Annotated in this window: 16 protein-coding genes; 1 reads left to right on the top strand and 15 read right to left on the bottom strand. The window is 60.5% G+C overall.

Annotated elements, in window-relative coordinates; all coding sequences use genetic code 11:
* Positions 1-11: 11 nt before the first annotated feature.
* From menH to ACR809_RS07920, 4 genes are all read right to left on the bottom strand, one after another.
* A complete protein-coding gene (menH, locus tag ACR809_RS07935; RefSeq protein WP_004180725.1) occupies positions 12-770 on the bottom strand; it encodes a 2-succinyl-6-hydroxy-2,4-cyclohexadiene-1-carboxylate synthase in 759 nt (252 codons plus the stop codon).
* Complete coding sequence (menD, locus tag ACR809_RS07930; RefSeq protein WP_048280543.1) at positions 767-2437, bottom strand: 2-succinyl-5-enolpyruvyl-6-hydroxy-3-cyclohexene-1-carboxylic-acid synthase; 1671 nt, start codon at positions 2435-2437, stop codon at positions 767-769. The genes menH and menD overlap by 4 nt, the downstream gene beginning before the upstream one ends.
* Positions 2438-2519: 82 nt before the next feature.
* A complete protein-coding gene (gene menF, locus ACR809_RS07925) occupies positions 2520-3809 on the bottom strand; it encodes an isochorismate synthase MenF (RefSeq protein ID WP_004899574.1) in 1290 nt (429 codons plus the stop codon).
* A gap of 135 nt (positions 3810-3944) precedes the next feature.
* Positions 3945-4406, bottom strand: coding sequence for a GNAT family N-acetyltransferase (locus tag ACR809_RS07920; RefSeq protein ID WP_004184987.1), 462 nt, complete (start codon positions 4404-4406; stop codon positions 3945-3947).
* Between the two features lie 57 nt (positions 4407-4463).
* Between ACR809_RS07920 and rnz the strand changes: the two genes are divergently transcribed.
* A complete protein-coding gene (rnz, locus tag ACR809_RS07915; RefSeq protein WP_004214593.1) occupies positions 4464-5384 on the top strand; it encodes a ribonuclease Z in 921 nt (306 codons plus the stop codon).
* A gap of 55 nt (positions 5385-5439) precedes the next feature.
* Here rnz and nuoN read toward each other — a convergent pair whose 3' ends face one another.
* From nuoN to nuoC, 11 genes are all read right to left on the bottom strand, one after another.
* On the bottom strand, positions 5440-6897 hold the full coding sequence (gene nuoN / locus ACR809_RS07910; RefSeq protein WP_004151107.1) for an NADH-quinone oxidoreductase subunit NuoN: 1458 nt from the start codon (positions 6895-6897) through the stop codon (positions 5440-5442).
* A gap of 6 nt (positions 6898-6903) precedes the next feature.
* Positions 6904-8433: an NADH-quinone oxidoreductase subunit M gene (gene nuoM, locus ACR809_RS07905; RefSeq protein WP_101970695.1), complete on the bottom strand. Its 1530-nt coding sequence runs from the start codon at positions 8431-8433 to the stop codon at positions 6904-6906.
* Positions 8434-8602: 169 nt separating this feature from the next.
* Positions 8603-10444, bottom strand: a complete 1842-nt coding sequence (gene nuoL, locus ACR809_RS07900; RefSeq protein ID WP_004140895.1) for an NADH-quinone oxidoreductase subunit L — start codon at positions 10442-10444, stop codon at positions 8603-8605.
* On the bottom strand, positions 10441-10743 hold the full coding sequence (gene nuoK, locus ACR809_RS07895; protein WP_002913148.1) for an NADH-quinone oxidoreductase subunit NuoK: 303 nt from the start codon (positions 10741-10743) through the stop codon (positions 10441-10443). The genes nuoL and nuoK overlap by 4 nt, the downstream gene beginning before the upstream one ends.
* Complete coding sequence (gene nuoJ / locus ACR809_RS07890) at positions 10740-11294, bottom strand: NADH-quinone oxidoreductase subunit J (protein WP_002913150.1); 555 nt, start codon at positions 11292-11294, stop codon at positions 10740-10742. Before nuoJ ends, nuoK begins: the two co-directional genes overlap by 4 nt.
* A gap of 11 nt (positions 11295-11305) precedes the next feature.
* On the bottom strand, positions 11306-11848 hold the full coding sequence (nuoI, locus tag ACR809_RS07885) for an NADH-quinone oxidoreductase subunit NuoI (protein ID WP_002913152.1): 543 nt from the start codon (positions 11846-11848) through the stop codon (positions 11306-11308).
* A 14-nt stretch (positions 11849-11862) separates the two neighbouring features.
* Positions 11863-12840 carry an NADH-quinone oxidoreductase subunit NuoH gene (nuoH, locus tag ACR809_RS07880; protein WP_002913156.1) on the bottom strand — a complete coding sequence of 326 codons (978 nt, stop codon included), beginning with the start codon at positions 12838-12840 and terminating at the stop codon, positions 11863-11865.
* The gene (nuoG, locus tag ACR809_RS07875; RefSeq protein ID WP_004149179.1) at positions 12837-15563 is read right to left on the bottom strand and encodes an NADH-quinone oxidoreductase subunit NuoG; all 2727 of its coding nucleotides are present in this window, start codon (positions 15561-15563) and stop codon (positions 12837-12839) included. Before nuoG ends, nuoH begins: the two co-directional genes overlap by 4 nt.
* A gap of 32 nt (positions 15564-15595) precedes the next feature.
* On the bottom strand, positions 15596-16933 hold the full coding sequence (nuoF, locus tag ACR809_RS07870; protein ID WP_002913158.1) for an NADH-quinone oxidoreductase subunit NuoF: 1338 nt from the start codon (positions 16931-16933) through the stop codon (positions 15596-15598).
* Complete coding sequence (nuoE, locus tag ACR809_RS07865; RefSeq protein ID WP_002913160.1) at positions 16930-17430, bottom strand: NADH-quinone oxidoreductase subunit NuoE; 501 nt, start codon at positions 17428-17430, stop codon at positions 16930-16932. Before nuoE ends, nuoF begins: the two co-directional genes overlap by 4 nt.
* A 2-nt stretch (positions 17431-17432) precedes the next feature.
* Positions 17433-19241 (bottom strand): NADH-quinone oxidoreductase subunit C/D, encoded by a 1809-nt coding sequence (gene nuoC / locus ACR809_RS07860; RefSeq protein WP_002913162.1) that lies wholly within the window; start codon positions 19239-19241, stop codon positions 17433-17435.
* Between the last annotated feature and the right edge of the window lie 85 nt (positions 19242-19326).

Genomic DNA, 19326 nt, shown 5'->3' with positions numbered 1-19326 from the left:
ATGTCCTTCAGTTAACTTGCCAGAATCTGCGCCAGACAGGCAATCACCGCCGCCGGGTTGTCCCGGTGCGCGTTGTGTCCGGCATGGTGAATAAGATGGAGATCCGCCGCGAGCGTCTGCGCGATGGCGCGAAACTTCGCGTCGCGCTCGCCGCACAGGTAGTGAAAAGGAAAATCGCGCGCCTGCAGAGACGCGCGCAGATCGGCCTGCGCGGCAAGGGAGGTTGCCTGCAGCATCGCAGCCAGCGTCGCGCCGTTGTTCCGGCTGCGTAAGGCGACCAATGACTCACGCTGCGCGGCATTCAGCGAAGCGAAGACCGGCTGCTGATACCAGTCGGCAAAGACCTGCTCAAGCGGCTCGCGGCGAAAACGTTCCGCCCAGGCGCTATCATTGCTGCGCCGCGCCTGCCGCGCCTCTACATCCTGCAGGCCCGGATGGCCGCCTTCAACGATCAGCCCGCGCATGCCTGCGCGCGGCTGGCTGGCGAAGTTCATTGCCACCCGGCCGCCCAGCGAGTAGCCGATCAGCCAATACTTATGTATGTTGTAACTATTAAGCGTAGACTGCAGCAGAGTATTGACCCCGGCAAAGTCCTGCACCGCGATATCCGCGGAGCCGCCGTGCCCCGGCAGATCGAGGTACAGCCGCGGCCAGGCGGGAAAGGCGTCGCCCACTTTCCGCCACTCGTTGCGGTCGCCGGAAAAACCGTGCAGAAACACCAGCCAGGGATAGCCCGGCTGGCCGTTGTCGACAGCAGCGCTGAGGATCACAGGCGACTTACCTGCGCCAGCAGCTGCTGGAGGGTCTGCGCGCCGTCGGTCTCATTGACCGCCAGCTCAATCACCGTCGCCCCTGCCCTGCGCCAGGCGCCGGCCAGCGCCTCATCCAGCGACGGCCAGTCATCAGGGCGATGATAGGCCAGGCCGAACATCGCCGCCGCGTGGCTGAAATCCACGTCCTGCGGCATTAAATAGAACTGACGGCGTTCGTCCTGCGGCGTCGGCAGCATAGAAAAAATCTGCCCGCCGTTGTTATTCACCACGATCAGCACCAGCGGCGCCGACGCCTGGCGCAGCAGGGCCAGCGAGTTGAGATCATAGAGCGCGGAGAGATCGCCAACGATGGCCAGCGTCGGTCGGGCGCTGGCGCGCTGCACGCCGGCCGCAGTGGCGATCAGGCCATCGATGCCGCTGGCGCCGCGGTTGCTGTAGACCGGATACCCGGCCGGTAGCTGCGCCAGGGCGTCGATCAGGCGCACCACCAGGCTGTTGCCAACAAACAATTGGCCCTGCTCCGGCAGATAGCGCCGAATGCGCTGCGCCAGCTGCGCTTCGCCAAAAGGCTCGTTGCTGGCGACCGCAGCCTGCCACGCCTGCCCGGCAAGCTGTGGGATCGCCGTCGCCCAAGGCTGGCGTTTATCCGCCGGATGTAATTCGAGCCAGCGCTCAACGCTTGAGAGCAGACGGCGACCGCGGTGCTGCGCCGGGTCGAGGCGACCGGGCAGATTATCCACCAGCCAGTATTCATCCGGCTCGCAGGTCGCCTGCCACTGGAGCACGCGTTTGCCGGTCAGGCTGCTGCCGAGTTGCACGACGATCTGCGCCTGCGCCAGCTCGCTGACCGCTTTGCCGTTGCCCAGCCACAGGTCGGCGCACGGCAGCGGCTGCCCGGTCTGCGACAGGACATCGCCGATCAGCGGCCAGCCGAGGGTCTGCGCCCACTCAGCGACCTTTTTCCCTTCCGCGGCGCTCATTCTGCCCGCCACGACGACGCCGCGTTTTTGTCGCCAGAAGAACCAGTCGCGCTGCTTCTCGCTCTCTAACTGCAGCGCCTGGCGCAGCCAGGGTTTGTCGCTCTGCCACCAGTTGCCGAGCTGCTGCTGCCACTCCACGCCGGTCTCATCCATATCACCATACAGCGGTTCAGCGAACGGACAGTTAATATGCACCCCGCCGGCGTGCAGCGCGCCCAGCGCCTGGTCGATGGTTGAGACCAGCCAGCGGGCAGGAATATCCTGCGAGGGACGCGGCAAAGAAATCGTCTGCGCAGGATGGGAGGCAAACATCCCCGGCTGGCGGATAGCCTGGTTCGCGCCGCAGTCGATCAGCTCCGGCGGACGGTCGGCGGTTAACAGGATCAGCTTTTCACCGGTGAGCCCTGCCTCAATCAGCGCCGGATAGAGGTTTGCGGTGGCGGTCCCGGAGGTGACTATCACCGCCACCGGCTGCCGGCTGGCCTTTGCCAGGCCGAGCGCCAGGTGGCCGAGGCCGCGTTCGTCGAAATGGGTATGATGGATAAAGGCGCGGTTTTCCGCCGCCGCCAGGGTTAAGGGTGTCGAGCGCGAGCCCGGCGCGATGCAGATATGCTGCACGCCATGGCGCGTTAAAGCTTCCAGGATCACCGCCGCCCAGCGTCGGTTAAATGCGCTTACTGACATGAAATTGTCCGGTATCAAATATTGATGCTAAGTATAGATAAGGCAAAGTGACGTCGTTTTGATATGCATCGTCATTCAAGCTTTATGGACACAGCAGCGAGCGCAGCCCGGCCGCTTTGTTGTCAATCTCCTGCCACTCCTGCTGTGCATCAGAGCCGCTGACGATCCCCGCCCCGGCATACAGCCGCAGGGTGTCGTGGTTCACTTTCGCCGAACGCAGCGCCACGCAAAACTCGCTTTGCGCCAGTGACAGATACCCGGCGGACCCGGCGTACCATTCGCGGGAAAACGGTTCATGACGCTGAATGAACGCCAGCGCCGCCCGGCGCGGCAGGCCGGCCACCGCGGCGGTGGGCTGCAGCTGCAGCAGACAGCGGCTGTCGTCAGGCGCCGCCAGCTCGGTCCAGATGCAGCGTCGGAGATGCTGCACCTTACGCAGCCTCACCACCTGCGGCGGCAGGACGTCCAGCGTCGAGGCCTCACTCTGCAGGCGCTGGCAGATATCCTCTACTACCAGCATGTTTTCCCGCTGGTTTTTGTCGTCTTTCATCAGCCAGTCGGCCAGTTGCTGCGCCTTCGCGTCTTCCTGATGGTTCGCGACGGTCCCCGCCAGCGCTTCGGTGCGCAGCAGCGCGCCGCGCCGGCGCCACAGCCGTTCCGGCGTGGAGCCGAAAAATGCCTGCCGGGCATTGAACGCCATCAGGAAATGAAAACAGTTAAGATTGCTGCGCCGGCTAGCCGCCATGATGCTCACGGCGTCCAGCGGGGCGGCAAACTGCAGGTCGGTTGCCCGCGCCAGCACTACTTTATCCATTTCACCGGCGCTGATCGCCTTAGTCGCCCGCGCAATCATTGCCTGCCATTGAGGATAGTCGGATGAGTGGCGCTCGCTCAGCAACGGCGGTATGGCGCCGGGAGTCGCCTGAGTGGTTGTCAGGCTGGCGAGAAACGCGCGGGCCGTCGCGGCATCCTCACGCAGGGAGATATCACTATGCAGCACCAGCCGCAGCACGGCCCTGCCGCCGCACCGGCGCCACTCCAGACGCGGCAGCGCCAGGCTGCCCTGCTGCGGTTCAAACGCATTCAGGCCGCAGATACGCAGATCCTGCCGGCCGGCCTGGCGTAAAAAGCGGTTCGCCGCGTCGAGCGAGGTAAAGGTTTTTACCGCCCCCAGCGTCGCCAGTTCCTCATCGCCATTGCGCTGCTGCCAGTAAAACTGCGGCCATTGCGCCTGCTGGCCGCACCATAGTAGCGGATCGAAGGCATCATTCAGCGGAAAGGCAACATCGATAATTCGCGTGCCGGGCGAGTCTGGAAATGACTCGCCCAGGCCGTCTTGCAAACGGGCCAGCGCAGTGGAAACAGACAGCACGCAAACCTCCACGGTAGTAAAACCCCACATTATAAGGGGTTCGACGACGGAATAGCAGTACCCATGATGAGGGAGCGGGTTTTATCTTACCCGCTCGCCGGGCCAGAGCTGCGCGTGGACGAGGGTGCAGAGGAGTCAGACAGCGCGCTTTTCTCGCGCCATGCCAATGTGGGGGATGCCATCCTCATCATAGACCTCGGTCACCGGCGTAAAACCGAAGTGGGCGTAAAAGGATTGCAGGTGCGCCTGCGCCCCGAGGTAAATCGCCTTTTGCGGCCAGTGCTGCTGACAGCTGGCCAGCGCCTGCTCCATCAGCTGATAGCCGAGCTTCGCACCACGGGCGGCGGGGCTGACGATGACCCGGCCAATCACCACCGGCGCAAACTCCTCTTCGCTTTTGAGGATCCGCGCGTAGGCCACCAGTTCGCCATCGCGCCAGCCGAGCAGATGGCGATTTTCACCAACCAAATCATCGCCGTCGACATCCTGATAGACGCACTGCTGCTCTACGACAAAGACTTCACTGCGCAATTTCAGCAGCGCATACAGCTGGGGAACGGTGAGTTCACTATGGTGGAGATCCTGCCAGGTCATCATCTGCTGCTCCTTATTGATATACTGATACTTTGCGACTCGCCCTGAGGACACTGGACGATGGAATTAACTTTTTTGGGGACATCCGCCGGGGTGCCGACCCGCACGCGTAATATGACGTCGATAATACTGAATTTGCAACAGCCGACCCGCGCCGAAATGTGGTTGTTTGACTGCGGCGAAGGGACCCAGCATCAGTTTCTTCACACGCCCTACCATCCCGGCAAACTGAATAAGATTTTTATTACCCATCTGCACGGCGACCACCTGTTCGGCCTGCCCGGTCTGCTGTGCAGCCGCTCGATGCAGGGAAACTCCCTGCCCCTCACCCTCTACGGGCCAAAAGGACTCAAAGAGTTTGTTGAGACCGCGCTGCGCCTGAGCGGTTCGTGGACCGACTATCCGCTCACCATCATCGAAGTCGGCCCTGGTCTGGTGTTCGACGAAGAGGGCTATCGGGTCACCGCGTATCCGCTCAGCCATCCGGTGGAGTGCTATGGGTATCGCATTGCGCAGCATGACAAGCCCGGCACCCTCGACGCCGCCCAGCTGATTGCCGATGGCGTACCTCCCGGGCCGCTGTTCCATCAACTCAAGCGCGGACAGCGCGTCGAGCTGGCAGATGGCCGGGTCATCGACGGCAGCCGCTATCTGGGGCCAGCGACCCCGGGTAAAACGCTGGCCATCTTCGGCGATACCGCCCCCTGCCCGCAGGCGCTGGAGATGGCTCGCGGGGCGGATGTAATGGTCCACGAAACCACCCTTGAGCAGGCGATGGCGGAGAAAGCCAATAGCCGCGGCCACTCTTCCAGTCAGCAGACCGCGGCGCTTGCCAAAGAAGCGGGGGTCGGTACGCTGATCGCCACCCACTTTAGCTCGCGCTACGATGCCGAAGGCTGTCTGCGTATGCTGGCGGAATGCCGGGAGATTTTCCCTAACACGCTGCTGGCGGAAGACTTTATGGTCTACAAGATGGCGTAAAATCCGGGCATAAAAAAACCGCCATCCCGGCGGTTTTTTTATTGAGTCAATCAACTTACATCAGCGGCGTCGCCAGCTGCACGATGCTAATCAGCGGCTGCGGCCAGATACCGAGCACCAGCACCAGCAGCGCGGAGATCAGCACCACGATACCGCCGGCGCTGTACTGCCAGTTTGACGGCGCATCGCGATTCAGTTGCTCCGGCGCGCTCAGGTACAGGCTGACGGCCACGCGCAGGTAGTAGTAGAGACCGATCGCCGAGCCGACAACCACCGCGGCAACCAGCCACCACAGATGCGCATGCACACCGACGGCCAGCACGTAGAACTTACCGATAAAGCCGAGGGTCATCGGGATGCCGGCCAGGGAGAGCATCATCACCGTCATCACAGCCGACAGGATCGGACGGTGCCAGAACAGGCCGCGGTAGGAGAACAGCGAGTCAGCATCCGGACCGCGGTACGGGCTGGACATCAGGCTGACCACGCCGAACGCGCCGAGGCTGCTGAACAGGTAACCGGCCAGGTAAACGCCCACGGCTTCCATCGACATTTCACCGCTCTGCAGGGCAATCAGCGCCACCAGCAGATAGCCGAGATGGGAGATGGAAGAGTAACCGAGCAGGCGCTTAATGTTGGTCTGGCTCAGCGCCATCAGGTTACCGAAGATGATAGAGGCGAAGGCGATCAGGCCCAGCACCACGCGTACCGCTTCGCTGTTGCCCACCGGCATGTACAGGAACAGACGCATCACTACGCCGAAGATAGCGATCTTGCTGGCGGTCGCCAGGAAGGTGGAGACCGGCGCAGGCGCCCCCTGGTAAACGTCCGGCGTCCACAGGTGGAACGGCACCAGCGACAGTTTAAAGCCAAGACCGACGATCATCAGACCGAGGCCCGCCAGCAGCAGCGGCTCGTGCAGCATGTTGTCCGCCAGGCTTTTGCCCAGCGCGAGGAAGGACAGGTTGCCGGAGTTCGCATACACCAGCGCCATACCGAACAGCAGGAAGGACGAAGCTGCCGCGGAGAGGATGGTGTATTTGATGCTCGCTTCCAGCGAACGCTTCTGGCGGAAGGCGTAACCAACCAGGCCGAACAGCGGCAGCGAAATCAGCTCAATACCGAGGAACAGCGCCGCCAGATGATTCGCACCGGCCAGCAGAATGCCGCCCAGGGCGGCGATCAGCACCAGCAGGTAGAACTCTTCTTTGTTGTCCTTGTAACCCTCAAGCCACGGGTAGGCGAAAGTACAGGTCGCGAGGCTCGCCAGCAGCACCAGACCGGTGTAAAGCATGGCGTAGCCGTCAACGCGGATCAGCGGCGTGACGTCCATCGCCCCGTTCTGGCCGACGAACCAGAGCGAGACCAGCGCGGCGTTAAGTCCAAGAACCGACAGCGTGGCATTGAGAAAATGATTGCGTCGCCACGCAATGGAGAGCATCACAACCACCACCGTCAAGCCGACGATCAGCAGCGGTAGCAGTGCGATCAGTTGTTGTGGAGTTATTGTCATGGCGAATTACGGCCTTGTAGTAGAAACAGAATTAACAAACCACTGCTGAATGTTGCTCATCGCAGCATGCGAGGTGTCGAGGATCGGCTGCGGGAAGAAGCCCAACAGCACCAGCAGCACCACCAGCAGCAGGATGATAGACAGTTCACGCAGGGACATCCCCGGCAACTCTTTCGCCGCCACTTCGCTCTTCGCTTTACCGAAGTAAGCGCGATGTAACATCGACAGCGAGTAAACGGACGCGAATACCAGACCAAAGGTGGAGATGACGGTGATCGTCGGCACCACTTTATAGCTGCCGAACAGGATCATAAATTCGCCGACGAAGTTACCGGTGCCCGGCATCCCCAGAGTGGCGACCGCGAAGAACATCGACATCGCCGGCAGCCATTTAATTTTGCTCCACAGACCGCCCATTTGGCGCATATCGCGGGTATGCAGACGTTCGTACAGCTGGCCGCAGAGAATAAACAGACCCGCCGCGGACAGACCGTGAGCAATCATCTGGATCACCGCTCCCTGATAGGCCAGCTGGCTGCCGGTGTAGATAGCAATCAGCACGAAGCCCATGTGGGACACGGAGGTGTAGGCGATCAGGCGTTTAATATCGGTCTGGGCGAAGGCCATCCACGCGCCGTAGAAGATACCGATCACGCCCAGCCACATGGCGATGGGCGCAAACTCGGCGGAGGCATTCGGGAACAGCGGCAGCGCAAAGCGCAGCAGACCGTAGGCGGCGGTTTTCAGCAGGATCCCCGCGAGGTCGACAGAGCCGGCGGTCGGCGCCTGGGAGTGAGCGTCCGGCAGCCAGCCGTGCAGCGGCACCACCGGCATTTTCACCGCGAAGGCGATGAAGAAGCCGAGCATCAGCAGGTATTCCACGCCGTGAGACATTGGGGTTTTCAGCAGATCTTCATAGTTGAAGCTCCACACGCCGGTGGCGTTGAAGTGGACGAAGGCCAGCGCCAGAATGGCAATCAGCATCACCAGACCGCTCGCCTGGGTATAGATGAAGAACTTGGTGGCCGCTGTGATACGCGTTTTACCGTCCGAGGCTTTGTGGCCCCACAGCGCGATCAGGAAGTACATCGGCACCAACATCATTTCCCAGAAGAAGAAGAACAGGAACATGTCGATGGCGAGGAACACGCCGATAACGCCGCCCAGGATCCACATCAGGTTGAGGTGGAAGAAGCCCTGGTATTTTTCGATTTCACGCCACGAACAGAGCACCGCCAGCACGCCGAGGAGACCGGTCAGCACCACCATCAGCAGCGACAGGCCGTCGATCGCCAGATGGATGCTAATGCCGAAGCGTGGGATCCACGGCAGCACGAATTCCGACTGCCATTGCGGAATACCCGCGGATTGCGTCAGAGAATAGCCGCCCTGCATCCACAGCTGCAGGCCAAGCACCAGCGTCAGTCCCATGGTAATCAGCGCGATCCAGCGCGGCACTTTCACGCCAAAGCGTTCGGTCTGCCAGCACAGGAAGCCGCCGATAAAGGGAATTAATATTAGCCAGGGTAGTAACATGGCGATTTTTATTCCTTGTTAAAGTCCCGTTCAGGACCGATTTTCAACGAATTCGACTACATTCACGTTTGAGTGCGGTTTGTTGTGTCGGGTGGCGCTTCGCTTACCCGACCTACGGTCTCGTAGGCCCGGTAAGCGAAGCGCCACCGGGCAAAACCGCGCGATCAAATCAACGCAATACCATCAGCAGCGCCAGCACCACCACCGCGCCGATGCTCATTGAAGCTACATACCAGCGCAGATAACCGTTCTCGCTCACCAGCAGGCCTTTGCCTGCGAAGCGGGAAAGGATCGCCGGGATATTCATCAACGAGTTCAGCGGATCGCGTTTCAGCAGCCAGGCAATACCGAGGAATGGTTTTACGAACACCTTGTCGTATAACCAGTCGAAGCCCCAGGCATGGAACCACCAGGTACCGAAGAAGCGGCCAGGCGCACTGTTGGCGATGGAGGTCACCAGCGTGCGTTTGCCCAGCCACAGCCATGCAGCGATCAGAATCCCGGCAATGGCGATGATCCCGGAGGCAATCTCCAGCGTCATCACGCTACCGTGGGCGAGCTCAGTGGTCTGCGGCAGTACGCCTTCCAGCGGCGGCACAATCAGCGCGCCAACGAAGGTGGATAGTACCAGCAGCACAATCAGCGGCAGATGATGGGTAATCCCCTTCCCTGCGTGCGCGTGAATTTGCTCTTTACCGTGGAATACGATGAAAATCATCCGGAAGGTGTACAGCGAGGTCATAAAGGCGCCGACCAGGCCTGCCACCATCAGATTGATATGGCCATTGGCCATCGCGCCTGCCAGAATCTCATCCTTACTGAAGAAGCCTGCGGTGATAAGCGGCAGTGCGGACAGCGCCGCGCCCCCCACCAGGAAGCAGACGTATACCAGCGGAATCGATTTGCGCAGGCCGCCCATCTTGAAGATGTTCTGTTCGTGATGGCAGGCCAGAATGACCGAACCAGACGACAGGAACAGCAGCGCTTTAAAGAACGCGTGAGTCATCAGGTGGAAAATCGCCGCGTCCCATGCCTGCACGCCCAGCGCGAGGAACATGTAGCCAATCTGGCTCATGGTAGAGTAGGCGAGAACGCGTTTGATATCGGTCTGCACCAGCGCGGCGAAGCCCGCCAACACCAGGGTGACCGCCCCGACGATACCGACCAGATGCAGCACTTCCGGCGTCATCAGGAACAGGCCGTGGGTACGGGCGATCAGATAGACGCCCGCGGTGACCATGGTCGCGGCGTGGATCAGCGCAGAGACCGGCGTCGGACCCGCCATCGCATCGGCAAGCCACGTTTGCAGCGGCAGCTGGGCGGATTTACCGACCGCGCCGCCAAGCAGCATCAGCGTCGCCCACTGCAGCGTGGTGCTGCCGTTAGCGAAGTGCTGCGGCGCCAGCTCCACCATTTCGCGGAAGTTCAGGGTGCCCAGTTCGTTATAAAGAATGAACAGCGCGAAGGCGAGGAACACGTCGCCGACGCGGGTCACCACAAACGCTTTCATCGCTGCGGCGCCGTTCTTCGGATCGGTGTAGTAGAAACCGATCAGCAGGTAAGAACAGAGGCCCACGCCTTCCCAACCGAGGTACATCAGCAGCAGGTTATCGGCCAGTACCAGAACCACCATGCTGGCGATAAACAGGTTGGTATAGGCGAAGAAGCGGGAATATCCCTCTTCACCGCGCATGTACCAGGAGGCGAACATGTGGATCAGGAAGCCGACGCCGGTAACTACGGAGAGCATGGTCAGCGACAGGCCGTCCAACACCAGGTTGAAGCCGATGTTGAAATCACCGACCGACATCCAGGTCCACAGCGGCACGCTGACCGCCTGTTTGCCGTTAGCGAAAAAGTCGACACCAACGTACGCGGTGACCAGCGCCGCCAGGCCTACCGAGCCCATGCCAACGGTGGCGGAAAGATTTTCCGACCAGCGCCCGCGGGAGAAGGCCAGCAGCACAAAGCCAATCAATGGCAAAAGAATGGTTAAGGCAAGCATGTTCATCCACGCAACTCACTTACTGAATCGATGTTCAGGTTCTGGCGGCGACGATGGAGCTGCAGCAGCAGCGCCAGGCCGATACTCGCTTCCGCAGCCGCGAGGCTGATGGCGAGGATATACATTATCTGACCATCTGCCTGACCCCAGTAGCTACCCGCCACCACAAAGGCCAGCGCGGCGGCGTTAATCATGATTTCCAGGCTAATCAACATAAACAGCAGATTGCGGCGGATCACCAGCCCCGTCAGACCAAGCACAAACAGGATGGCCGCGAGGATCAGTCCATGTGTTAAGGGGATCATGCGTGTTCCTCCGTTTTTCGTTTGTCGCTGTCGTTCAGACGGTTGCTCAGCACCTCGCCGGCGCGCTCTTCGCGGCCAATGTGGAAGGCAACCACCAGGCCCGCCAGCAGCAGCATGGAGGCCAGCTCCACCGCCAGGACGTACGGCCCAAACAGCGCAATGCCCACTTCTTTGGCGTTAATCGCCGCACCGTCGATACCCTGGTCGTTAATGCCCAGGATGGCGTAAACGATAACCACCAGTAGCACCGCGGAGAGGATGGCCGGGCCAATCCAGATCCCCGGCTGCAGCCACTTGCGCTCCTGTTCGATCTCGGTGCCGCCCAGGTTGAGCATCATCACCACGAAGACGAACAGCACCATAATGGCCCCGGCGTAGACGATGATTTCCAGCGCTCCGGCGAAGTACGCGCCCAGCGAGAAGAACACCCCGGCAATCGCCAGCAGCGAAATAATCAGGTACAGCAGCGCATGCACCGGATTGGTGTGGGTGACGACCCGCAAGGTTGCGAGGATGGCTATCAGGCCACAGATATAAAAAGCGAATTCCATTGCCCCTCTCCTTACGGTAACAGGCTCTTGACGTCGATTGGCTTAGCTTCATTTTCCGCTTCGCCCTTATCTTTGCCGTCGATTGCCATACCCGCCATCCGGTAGAAGTTATATTCCGGGTATTTGCCCGGACCGGAAATCAGCAGATCCTCTTTTTCGTACACCAGATCCTGACGCTTGTATTCACCCAGCTCGAAGTCCGGGGTCAACTGGATCGCCGTGGTCGGGCACGCTTCTTCGCACAGGCCGCAGAAGATGCAGCGTGAGAAGTTGATGCGGAAGAACTCCGGATACCAGCGGCCGTCTACCGTCTCTGCTTTCTGCAGCGAGATACAGCCCACCGGGCAGGCTACCGCACACAGGTTACAGGCGACGCAGCGCTCTGCACCGTCCGGATCGCGGGTCAGCACGATGCGGCCGCGATAGCGCGGCGGCAGGTAGACCGGCTCTTCCGGATACATCCGGGTTTCACGTTTGGCGAAGGCATGCAGGCCAATCATCCAGATACTACGGACCTGGGTGCCGAACCCCACCAATAATTCTTTTAAGGTCATGTTCAATTCACCCCTTATTGCGCCTGCCAGAGAATGACAGCCGCCGTTACCAACAAGTTGACCAGCGTTAACGGCAGGCATACCTTCCAGCCAAAGGACATTACCTGGTCATAGCGCGGACGCGGTAATGATGCGCGGATCAAAATGAACATCATCATGAAGAACGCGGTTTTCAGCGCGAACCAGATGAAAGGAGGTAACCACGGGCCATTCCAGCCGCCGAAGAACAGCGTGACGATCAGCGCTGAAACGGTGACGATACCGATGTATTCCCCGACGAAGAACAGACCGAATTTCATGCCGGAATATTCAATGTGGTAACCATCGGCCAGTTCCTGCTCCGCTTCCGGCTGGTCGAACGGGTGACGGTGACACACCGCCACGCCGGCGATGGCGAAAGTCACGAAGCCGAAGAACTGCGGGATAACGTTCCACAGATGCGCCTGGTTGTTGACGATATCGGTCATATTGAATGACCCCGCCTGCGCCACCACGCCCATCAGGGAGAGACCGAGAAATACCTCGTAGCTCAGGGTCTGCGCGGAAGCACGCATCGCCCCCAGCAGCGAGTATTTGTTATTGCTCGACCAACCGGCGAACAGCACCGCGTAGACCGCCAGGCCTGCCATCATCAGGAAGAAGAGGATGCCGATGTTCAGGTCGGCCACCACCCACGTCGGGCTAACCGGCACGATAGCGAAGGCCAGCAACAGCGAGGTAAAGGCGATAACCGGCGCCAGAGTAAAGATCACGCGATCGGAGAAGCGCGGGATCCAGTCCTCTTTAAAGAACATCTTGATCATGTCGGCGACCAGCTGCAGCGAACCGCCCCAGCCGACGCGGTTAGGTCCGTAGCGGTTCTGGAACAAGCCGAGCAGACGACGCTCGCCGAAGCTCATGAACGCGCCGCAGGTGACAACCACCAGCAGAATGACCACGGCCTTCAGGATGCTTAACAGAATGTCGATAAGATCCGGCGTTAACCAGCTCATGCTTTCGCCTCCTGCAGTGAATCAATACGCGATCCGGTCAGCACCGGCGCAATGCCCGGCATGCCCATCGGTAAGCCAACCTGTCCCGCGGTCAGGCCTTCAGAGATAACCAGCGGCAGACGCAGGGTCTGGCCTTCCACGCTAAAGGAGAGCATTGCGCCTGGGTTGACGCCAAGCTTCGCGGCATCCGCCGGGTTCAGCTTGATGTACGGCTCAGGCATCCGGCTCTGGAACACCGGCGCGCGCTGAGACAGCTCATCGCTGCCGAACAGATGGTAGTACGGCGCAATTCGCCATTTGCCCTCTTCCGCCTGGAAGCTGGCCGGCACCGCCGTGAAGTACTCCAGTCCGCTGGCGGACGCTTCAAACAGACGAACGCCCGGATCGCCGTGGCGCAGTTTCCCGCCCACTTCATCCTGGAACTTGTTCCATGCCTGCGGGGAGTTCCAGCCCGGCGCCCAGGCGAACGGGATCTGCGAACGCGGGGCGGACGGCTGGTTGTTCCCTTCCATGGAGAAGGCGAACATCGTGTCTTTATCCTGCGGCTGACGCGGCTCGTGCACGCTGATGTTAGCGCGCATCGCCGTGCGGCCGCTGTAGCGGTGCGGTTCACGCGCCAGCTTCTGGCCGCGGATGCGGAAGGTCGCATCCGGCGCGGCGTCTTTAATGCCCGCCAGCTGCGGCAGCGCGGCAATCGCCGCATCAATGACGTGGTCCAGCTGAGTCCAGTCAACCTGACGGTTGTTGACGGTGCTGTGCAGCGAATGCAGCCAGCGCCAGCTTTCCAGCATTACGGTTTTCGCGTCGTAGTAAGCCGGATCGTAAACCTGGAAGAAACGTTGGGCGCGGCCTTCGTTGTTCACCACGGTACCGTCGCTTTCCGCAAAGCTTGCCGCGGAGAGCACCAGGTGCGCTTTGTCCATAATCGCGGTGCGCTGATGATCCACCACCATCACCAGCGGCGCTTTCGCCAGCGCAGCGTCAACGCGCGCGGCGGAAGCATGACGGTGAAGGTCGTTTTCCAGCACGATAACCGCGTCTGCGGCGCCGCTTTCCAGTTCGTCCAGCGCCTCTTCAAGCGAGCCGCCGCCGATCATGCCCAGTCCGACGCTGTTAACCGCCCGGGCGACCATGGTCACCCCGACATCGGCGCCGCGGCCTTTCAGAGCTTTCGCCACGTTAGCGGCGGCCTGGATGATCTCCATGCTGCCGGCGTTGGTCCCGGAGATGATCAGCGGTTTTTTCGCCCCGGCCAGCGCCTGAACGATAACGTCGACTTTACCCTGCAGGTCCTGGCTCAGGCCGTCAACCGCCGGCGCGCTGTCGTCCAGCGCATGGGCAATAGCAAAGCCGAGACGCGCCTGATCTTCTACCGGCGCGCGGTAGGTCCACGCCGCGATGTCATCCAGGCGGGTGTCATCGACGTTGGTGACGAATAGCGGGTGCTTGGCGCGCTGGCCGATGTTGAGGATCGCGGCGATCTGCCAGTCGGCCACTTTCTGCGCCGCCGCCATTTCGCGTGCTTTCCCTTTTACTGCCTGGCGTACCGCCAGGGCCACGCGCGCGCCGGTCTGGGTAATGTCTTCGCCCAGCACCAGTACCGCATCGTAGGATTCGATATCGCGCAGGCTTGGCGTGTGGATCCCGCCCTCGCGCAGCACTTTCAGCATCATCTGCAGGCGCGCTTGTTCGCCTTTGGCGATGCCGGTATAGAAGTTGTCGGCGCCCACCAGCTCGCGCAGCGCGAAGTTGCTTTCAATGCTGGCGCGCGGGGAGCCGATGCCGATCACTTTCTTCGACTGGCGCAGGATATCCGCCGCCCCCTGCATCGCCTGCTCGGCGTTAAGGGTGATCAGATCGTCGCCGCGGCGCTGCACCGGCTGACGCGGACGGTCTTTCAGGTTCACGTAGCCATAGCCGAAACGACCGCGGTCGCAGAGGAAGTAGCGGTTCACGGTACCGTTATAGCGGTTTTCGATACGACGCAACTCGCCATAGCGTTCGCCCGGGCTGATGTTACAGCCGATGGAACACTGCTGGCAGATGCTCGGCGCAAACTGCATGTCCCACTTACGGTTATAGCGCTCGGAGTGGGTTTTGTCGGTGAAAACGCCGGTCGGGCAGACTTCCACCAGGTTGCCGGAGAACTCGCTCTCCAGGGTGCCATCTTCCGGGCGGCCGAAGTAGACGTTGTCGTGCGCGCCATAGACGCCCAGATCGGTGCCGTCGGCATAATCTTTGTAGTAGCGCACGCAGCGGTAGCAGGCGATGCAGCGGTTCATTTCGTGCGAAATAAACGGCCCCAGATCCTGATTGCGGTGGGTACGCTTGGTGAAACGATAGCGGCGGAAGCTATGACCGGTCATCACCGTCATATCCTGCAGGTGGCAGTTGCCGCCCTCTTCGCAGACCGGGCAGTCGTGCGGGTGGTTAGTCATCAACCACTCCACCACGCTTTCGCGGAACTGCTTCGCTTCGCTGTCATCGATAGAAATAAAGGTGCCGTCGGATGCCGGAGTCATACAGGACATCACCAGGCGACCACGCGTGTCTTCCGCGTTCTGATATTGCTTCACCGCACACTGGCGGCAAGCACCGACGCTCCCTAGCGCCGGGTGCCAGCAAAAGTAGGGAATATCAAGACCAAGAGAGAGACAAGCCTCTAGCAGGTTGTCCGCCCCGTTGACCTCGTATTCTTTGCCGTCTACATGAATCGTAGCCATTTGCGTGCTTCCAAAAATAAAAAACCTTTAGATTACCAGCGCGTCTTAAGCAGGTTCGGCTGAATCCCGTTGATTGCATGGGTATTGCTGAACTGCTGCTTAATGCCAGCCTCGAATTCTTCGCGGAAATATTTAATCGCGCTCTGTAGCGGCTCGACCGCGCCCGGCGCGTGCGCGCAGAAGGTTTTACCCGGGCCCAGGAATCGACACAGTTGCTCAAGGGTTTCGATATCGCCAGGCTGGCCTTCGCCGCGCTCCAGGGCGCGCAGGATCTTCACGCTCCACGGCAGACCATCGCGGCACGGCGTACACCAGCCGCAGGACTCGCGGGCAAAGAACTCTTCAAGGTTGCGCACCAGCGAGACCATGTTGATCTCGTGGTCAACGGCCATCGCCAGCGAGGTGCCCAGACGGCTGCCCGCTTTACCAATGCTTTCGAATTCCATCGGCAGATCGAGGTGCGCTTCGGTGAGGAAGTCGGTCCCTGCTCCACCCGGTTGCCAGGCTTTAAACTTCAGGCCATCGCGCATACCGCCGGCGTAATCTTCGAGGATCTCGCGGGCAGTGGTGCCGAACGGCAGCTCCCAGACGCCCGGATTCTTCACCCGGCCGGAGAAGCCCATCAGCTTGGTGCCAGCATCTTTGCTGGTGGAAATGTTCTGGTACCACTCGACGCCGTTGGCGAGGATCGCTGGCACGTTGCACAGGGTTTCTACGTTGTTGACGCAGGTCGGCTTGCCCCAGACGCCGGAGCTCGCCGGGAACGGCGGCTTGGATCGCGGGTTGGCGCGGCGGCCTTCCAGGGAGTTGATCAGCGCCGTCTCTTCGCCGCAGATATAGCGCCCTGCCCCGGTGTGCACGAACAGCTCGAAGTCAAACCCGGTGCCGAGGATGTTTTTCCCCAACAGACCCGCTTCGGTGGCTTCGGCAATCGCGCGACGCAGATGCTGGGCCGCTTCAATATATTCTCCGCGCAGGAAGATGTAGCCGCGGTACGCTTTCAGCGCAAACGCGGAGATCAGCATGCCTTCCACCAGCAGGTGCGGCAGCTGCTCCATCAGCAGGCGGTCTTTATAGGTGCCCGGCTCCATTTCATCGGCGTTACACAGCAGGTAACGGATGTTCATGGATTCGTCTTTCGGCATCAGGCTCCACTTCAGACCAGTGGAGAAGCCCGCGCCGCCGCGCCCTTTCAGGCCAGCGTCTTTTACCGCCGTGACAATCTCATCCGGGGCCATCCCGGTCAGGGCTTTACGCGCCCCTTCATAGCCATTTTTACTGCGATACTCGTCCAGCCACACCGGCTGCTTGTCGTCGCGCAGGCGCCAGGTGAGCGGATGCGTTTCCGCAGTACGAATTACGGTTTTCATTTGTACTGCTCCAGCAGGTCAGGAATTGCCTCCGGCGTCAGATGGCTGTGAGTATCCTCATCAATCATCATGGTCGGTCCCTTGTCGCAGTTACCCAGGCAGCAGGTCGGCAGCAGGGTAAAGCGGCCATCAAAGGTGGTCTGCCCCGGCTTGATATTCAGTTTCTTCTCAATGGCGGCCTGAATACCCTGATAGCCGGTGATGTGGCATACCACGCTGTCGCAGTAGCGGATCACGTGACGGCCAACCGGCTGGCGGAAAATCTGGCTGTAGAACGTCGCCACGCCTTCCACGTCGCTGGCCGGGATCCCCAGCACATCGGCGATGGCGTAGATCGCGCCATCCGGCACCCAGCCGCGCTGTTTCTGAACGATTTTCAGCGCTTCGATGGACGCCGCACGCGGGTCTTCGTAGTGGTGCTTCTCGTGCTCAATAGCCTCACGCTCTGCCGCACTCAGCTCAAAAGCCTCGGTTTGTGGTTGTTGATTCTCGTGCATAATTAGCGGTCCACGTCTGACATAACAAAATCGATACTACCCAGATAGACGATCAGGTCGGATACCAGGCTGCCGCGGATCGCCGACGGGATCTGCTGCAGGTGCGCAAAGCTCGGCGTACGGACGCGGGTGCGGTAGCTCATGGTGCTGCCGTCGCTGGTCAGGTAGTAACTGTTGATCCCTTTGGTCGCCTCAATCATCTGGAAAGATTCGTTGGCCGGCATCACCGGGCCCCACGATACCTGCAGGAAGTGGGTGATCAGGGTTTCGATATGCTGCAGCGTGCGCTCTTTCGGCGGCGGCGTGGTCAGCGGGTGATCCGCTTTGAACGGGCCTTCCGGCATGTTATCGAGGCACTGCTGAAGAATGCGCAGGCTCTGGCGCAGCTCTTCTACTTTCAGCATCACGCGGGTGTAGCAGTCAGAGACGCCACCCCCGGTCGGGACTTCGAAGTCGAAGTTTTCATAGCCAGAGTAAGGACGCCATTTACGCACGTCGAAGTCGATACCGGTGGCGCGCAGGCCTGCGCCGGTGGTGCCCCACTCCAGCGCCTCTTTGGCGGTATAGGCTGCCACGCCGACGGAACGGCCTTTCAGAATGGTGTTGCGCAGGGCGGCCTTCTCATAGGAGTCCAGACGCTTCGGCATCCACTCGAGGAACTCACGCAGCAGGCGATCCCAGCCACGCGGCAGATCGTGCGCAACGCCGCCGATGCGGAACCACGCCGGGTGCATACGGAACCCGGTAATCGCTTCCACCAGATCGTAAATTTTCTGCCGATCGGTAAAGGCGAAGAAGACCGGGGTCATCGCGCCGACGTCCTGAATAAAGGTCGAGATATACAGCAGGTGGCTGTTGATGCGGAACAGCTCGGAGAGCATCACGCGGATCACGTTCACGCGATCCGGTACGGTGATCCCAGCCAGTTTTTCCACCGCCAGCACGTACGGCATCTCGTTGACGCAGCCGCCGAGATATTCAATACGGTCGGTATACGGGATGTAGCTGTGCCAGGACTGACGCTCGCCCATCTTCTCGGCGCCGCGGTGGTGATAACCGATATCCGGTACGCAGTCGACGATCTCTTCGCCGTCCAGTTGCAGAATAATGCGGAACGCACCATGCGCCGATGGGTGGTTCGGACCGAGGTTGAGGAACATGAAGTCCTCGTTGTCGGTGCCGCGCTTCATGCCCCACTCTTCCGGTTTAAAGGTCAGCGCCTCCATCTCCAGATCCTGTTTGGCTTTGGTCAGCTCAAACGGGTCGAACTCGGTGGCGCGCGCCGGATAATCTTTACGCAGCGGGTGACCTTCCCAGGTCGGCGGCATCATGATGCGACGCAGGTTCGGGTGACCATCGAAGGTAATGCCAAACATTTCCCAGGTTTCACGCTCATACCAGTTGGCGTTGGGGAACAGTTTGGTGAAGGTCGGCAGATGCAGATCGTTTTCCGACAGCGCCACCTTGAGCATGATGTCGCGGTTGCGATCGATGGAGATCAGGTGATAGAAAACGGAAAAATCCGCGGCGGGCAGGCCATCGCGGTGCGTGCGCAGACGTTCGTCCATGCCGTGCAGGTCAAACAGCATCACGTAAGGCTTCGGCAATTTCTTCAGGAAATCACCCACCTCCAGCAGCTGTTCACGCTTCACCCATACCACCGGTACGCCGGTACGGGTTGGCTGAACGGTAAAGGCATCCGGCCCAAAGCGGTTGCGCAGTTCGCCAATCACCGGGTCATCAAGGTGATCGCGGGTTTGCCAGGCTGGTGCGGCGTCATGCGCGGTTAAATCGGTCATATTGTTCACCATTGCAAAAGGTCCGTGGTGACTGCCGGCGAGACTTCGCGCTGTTGTAGATTGATTTGCGAAGTGGTTCTCCCGCCCGCAGGCGCAA

The sequence above is a fragment of the Klebsiella sp. CD33 genome, assembly GCF_051992865.1.
Classification (GTDB): domain Bacteria; phylum Pseudomonadota; class Gammaproteobacteria; order Enterobacterales; family Enterobacteriaceae; genus Klebsiella; species Klebsiella pneumoniae.
This window is presented reverse-complemented; position numbering and strand designations above follow the sequence as displayed.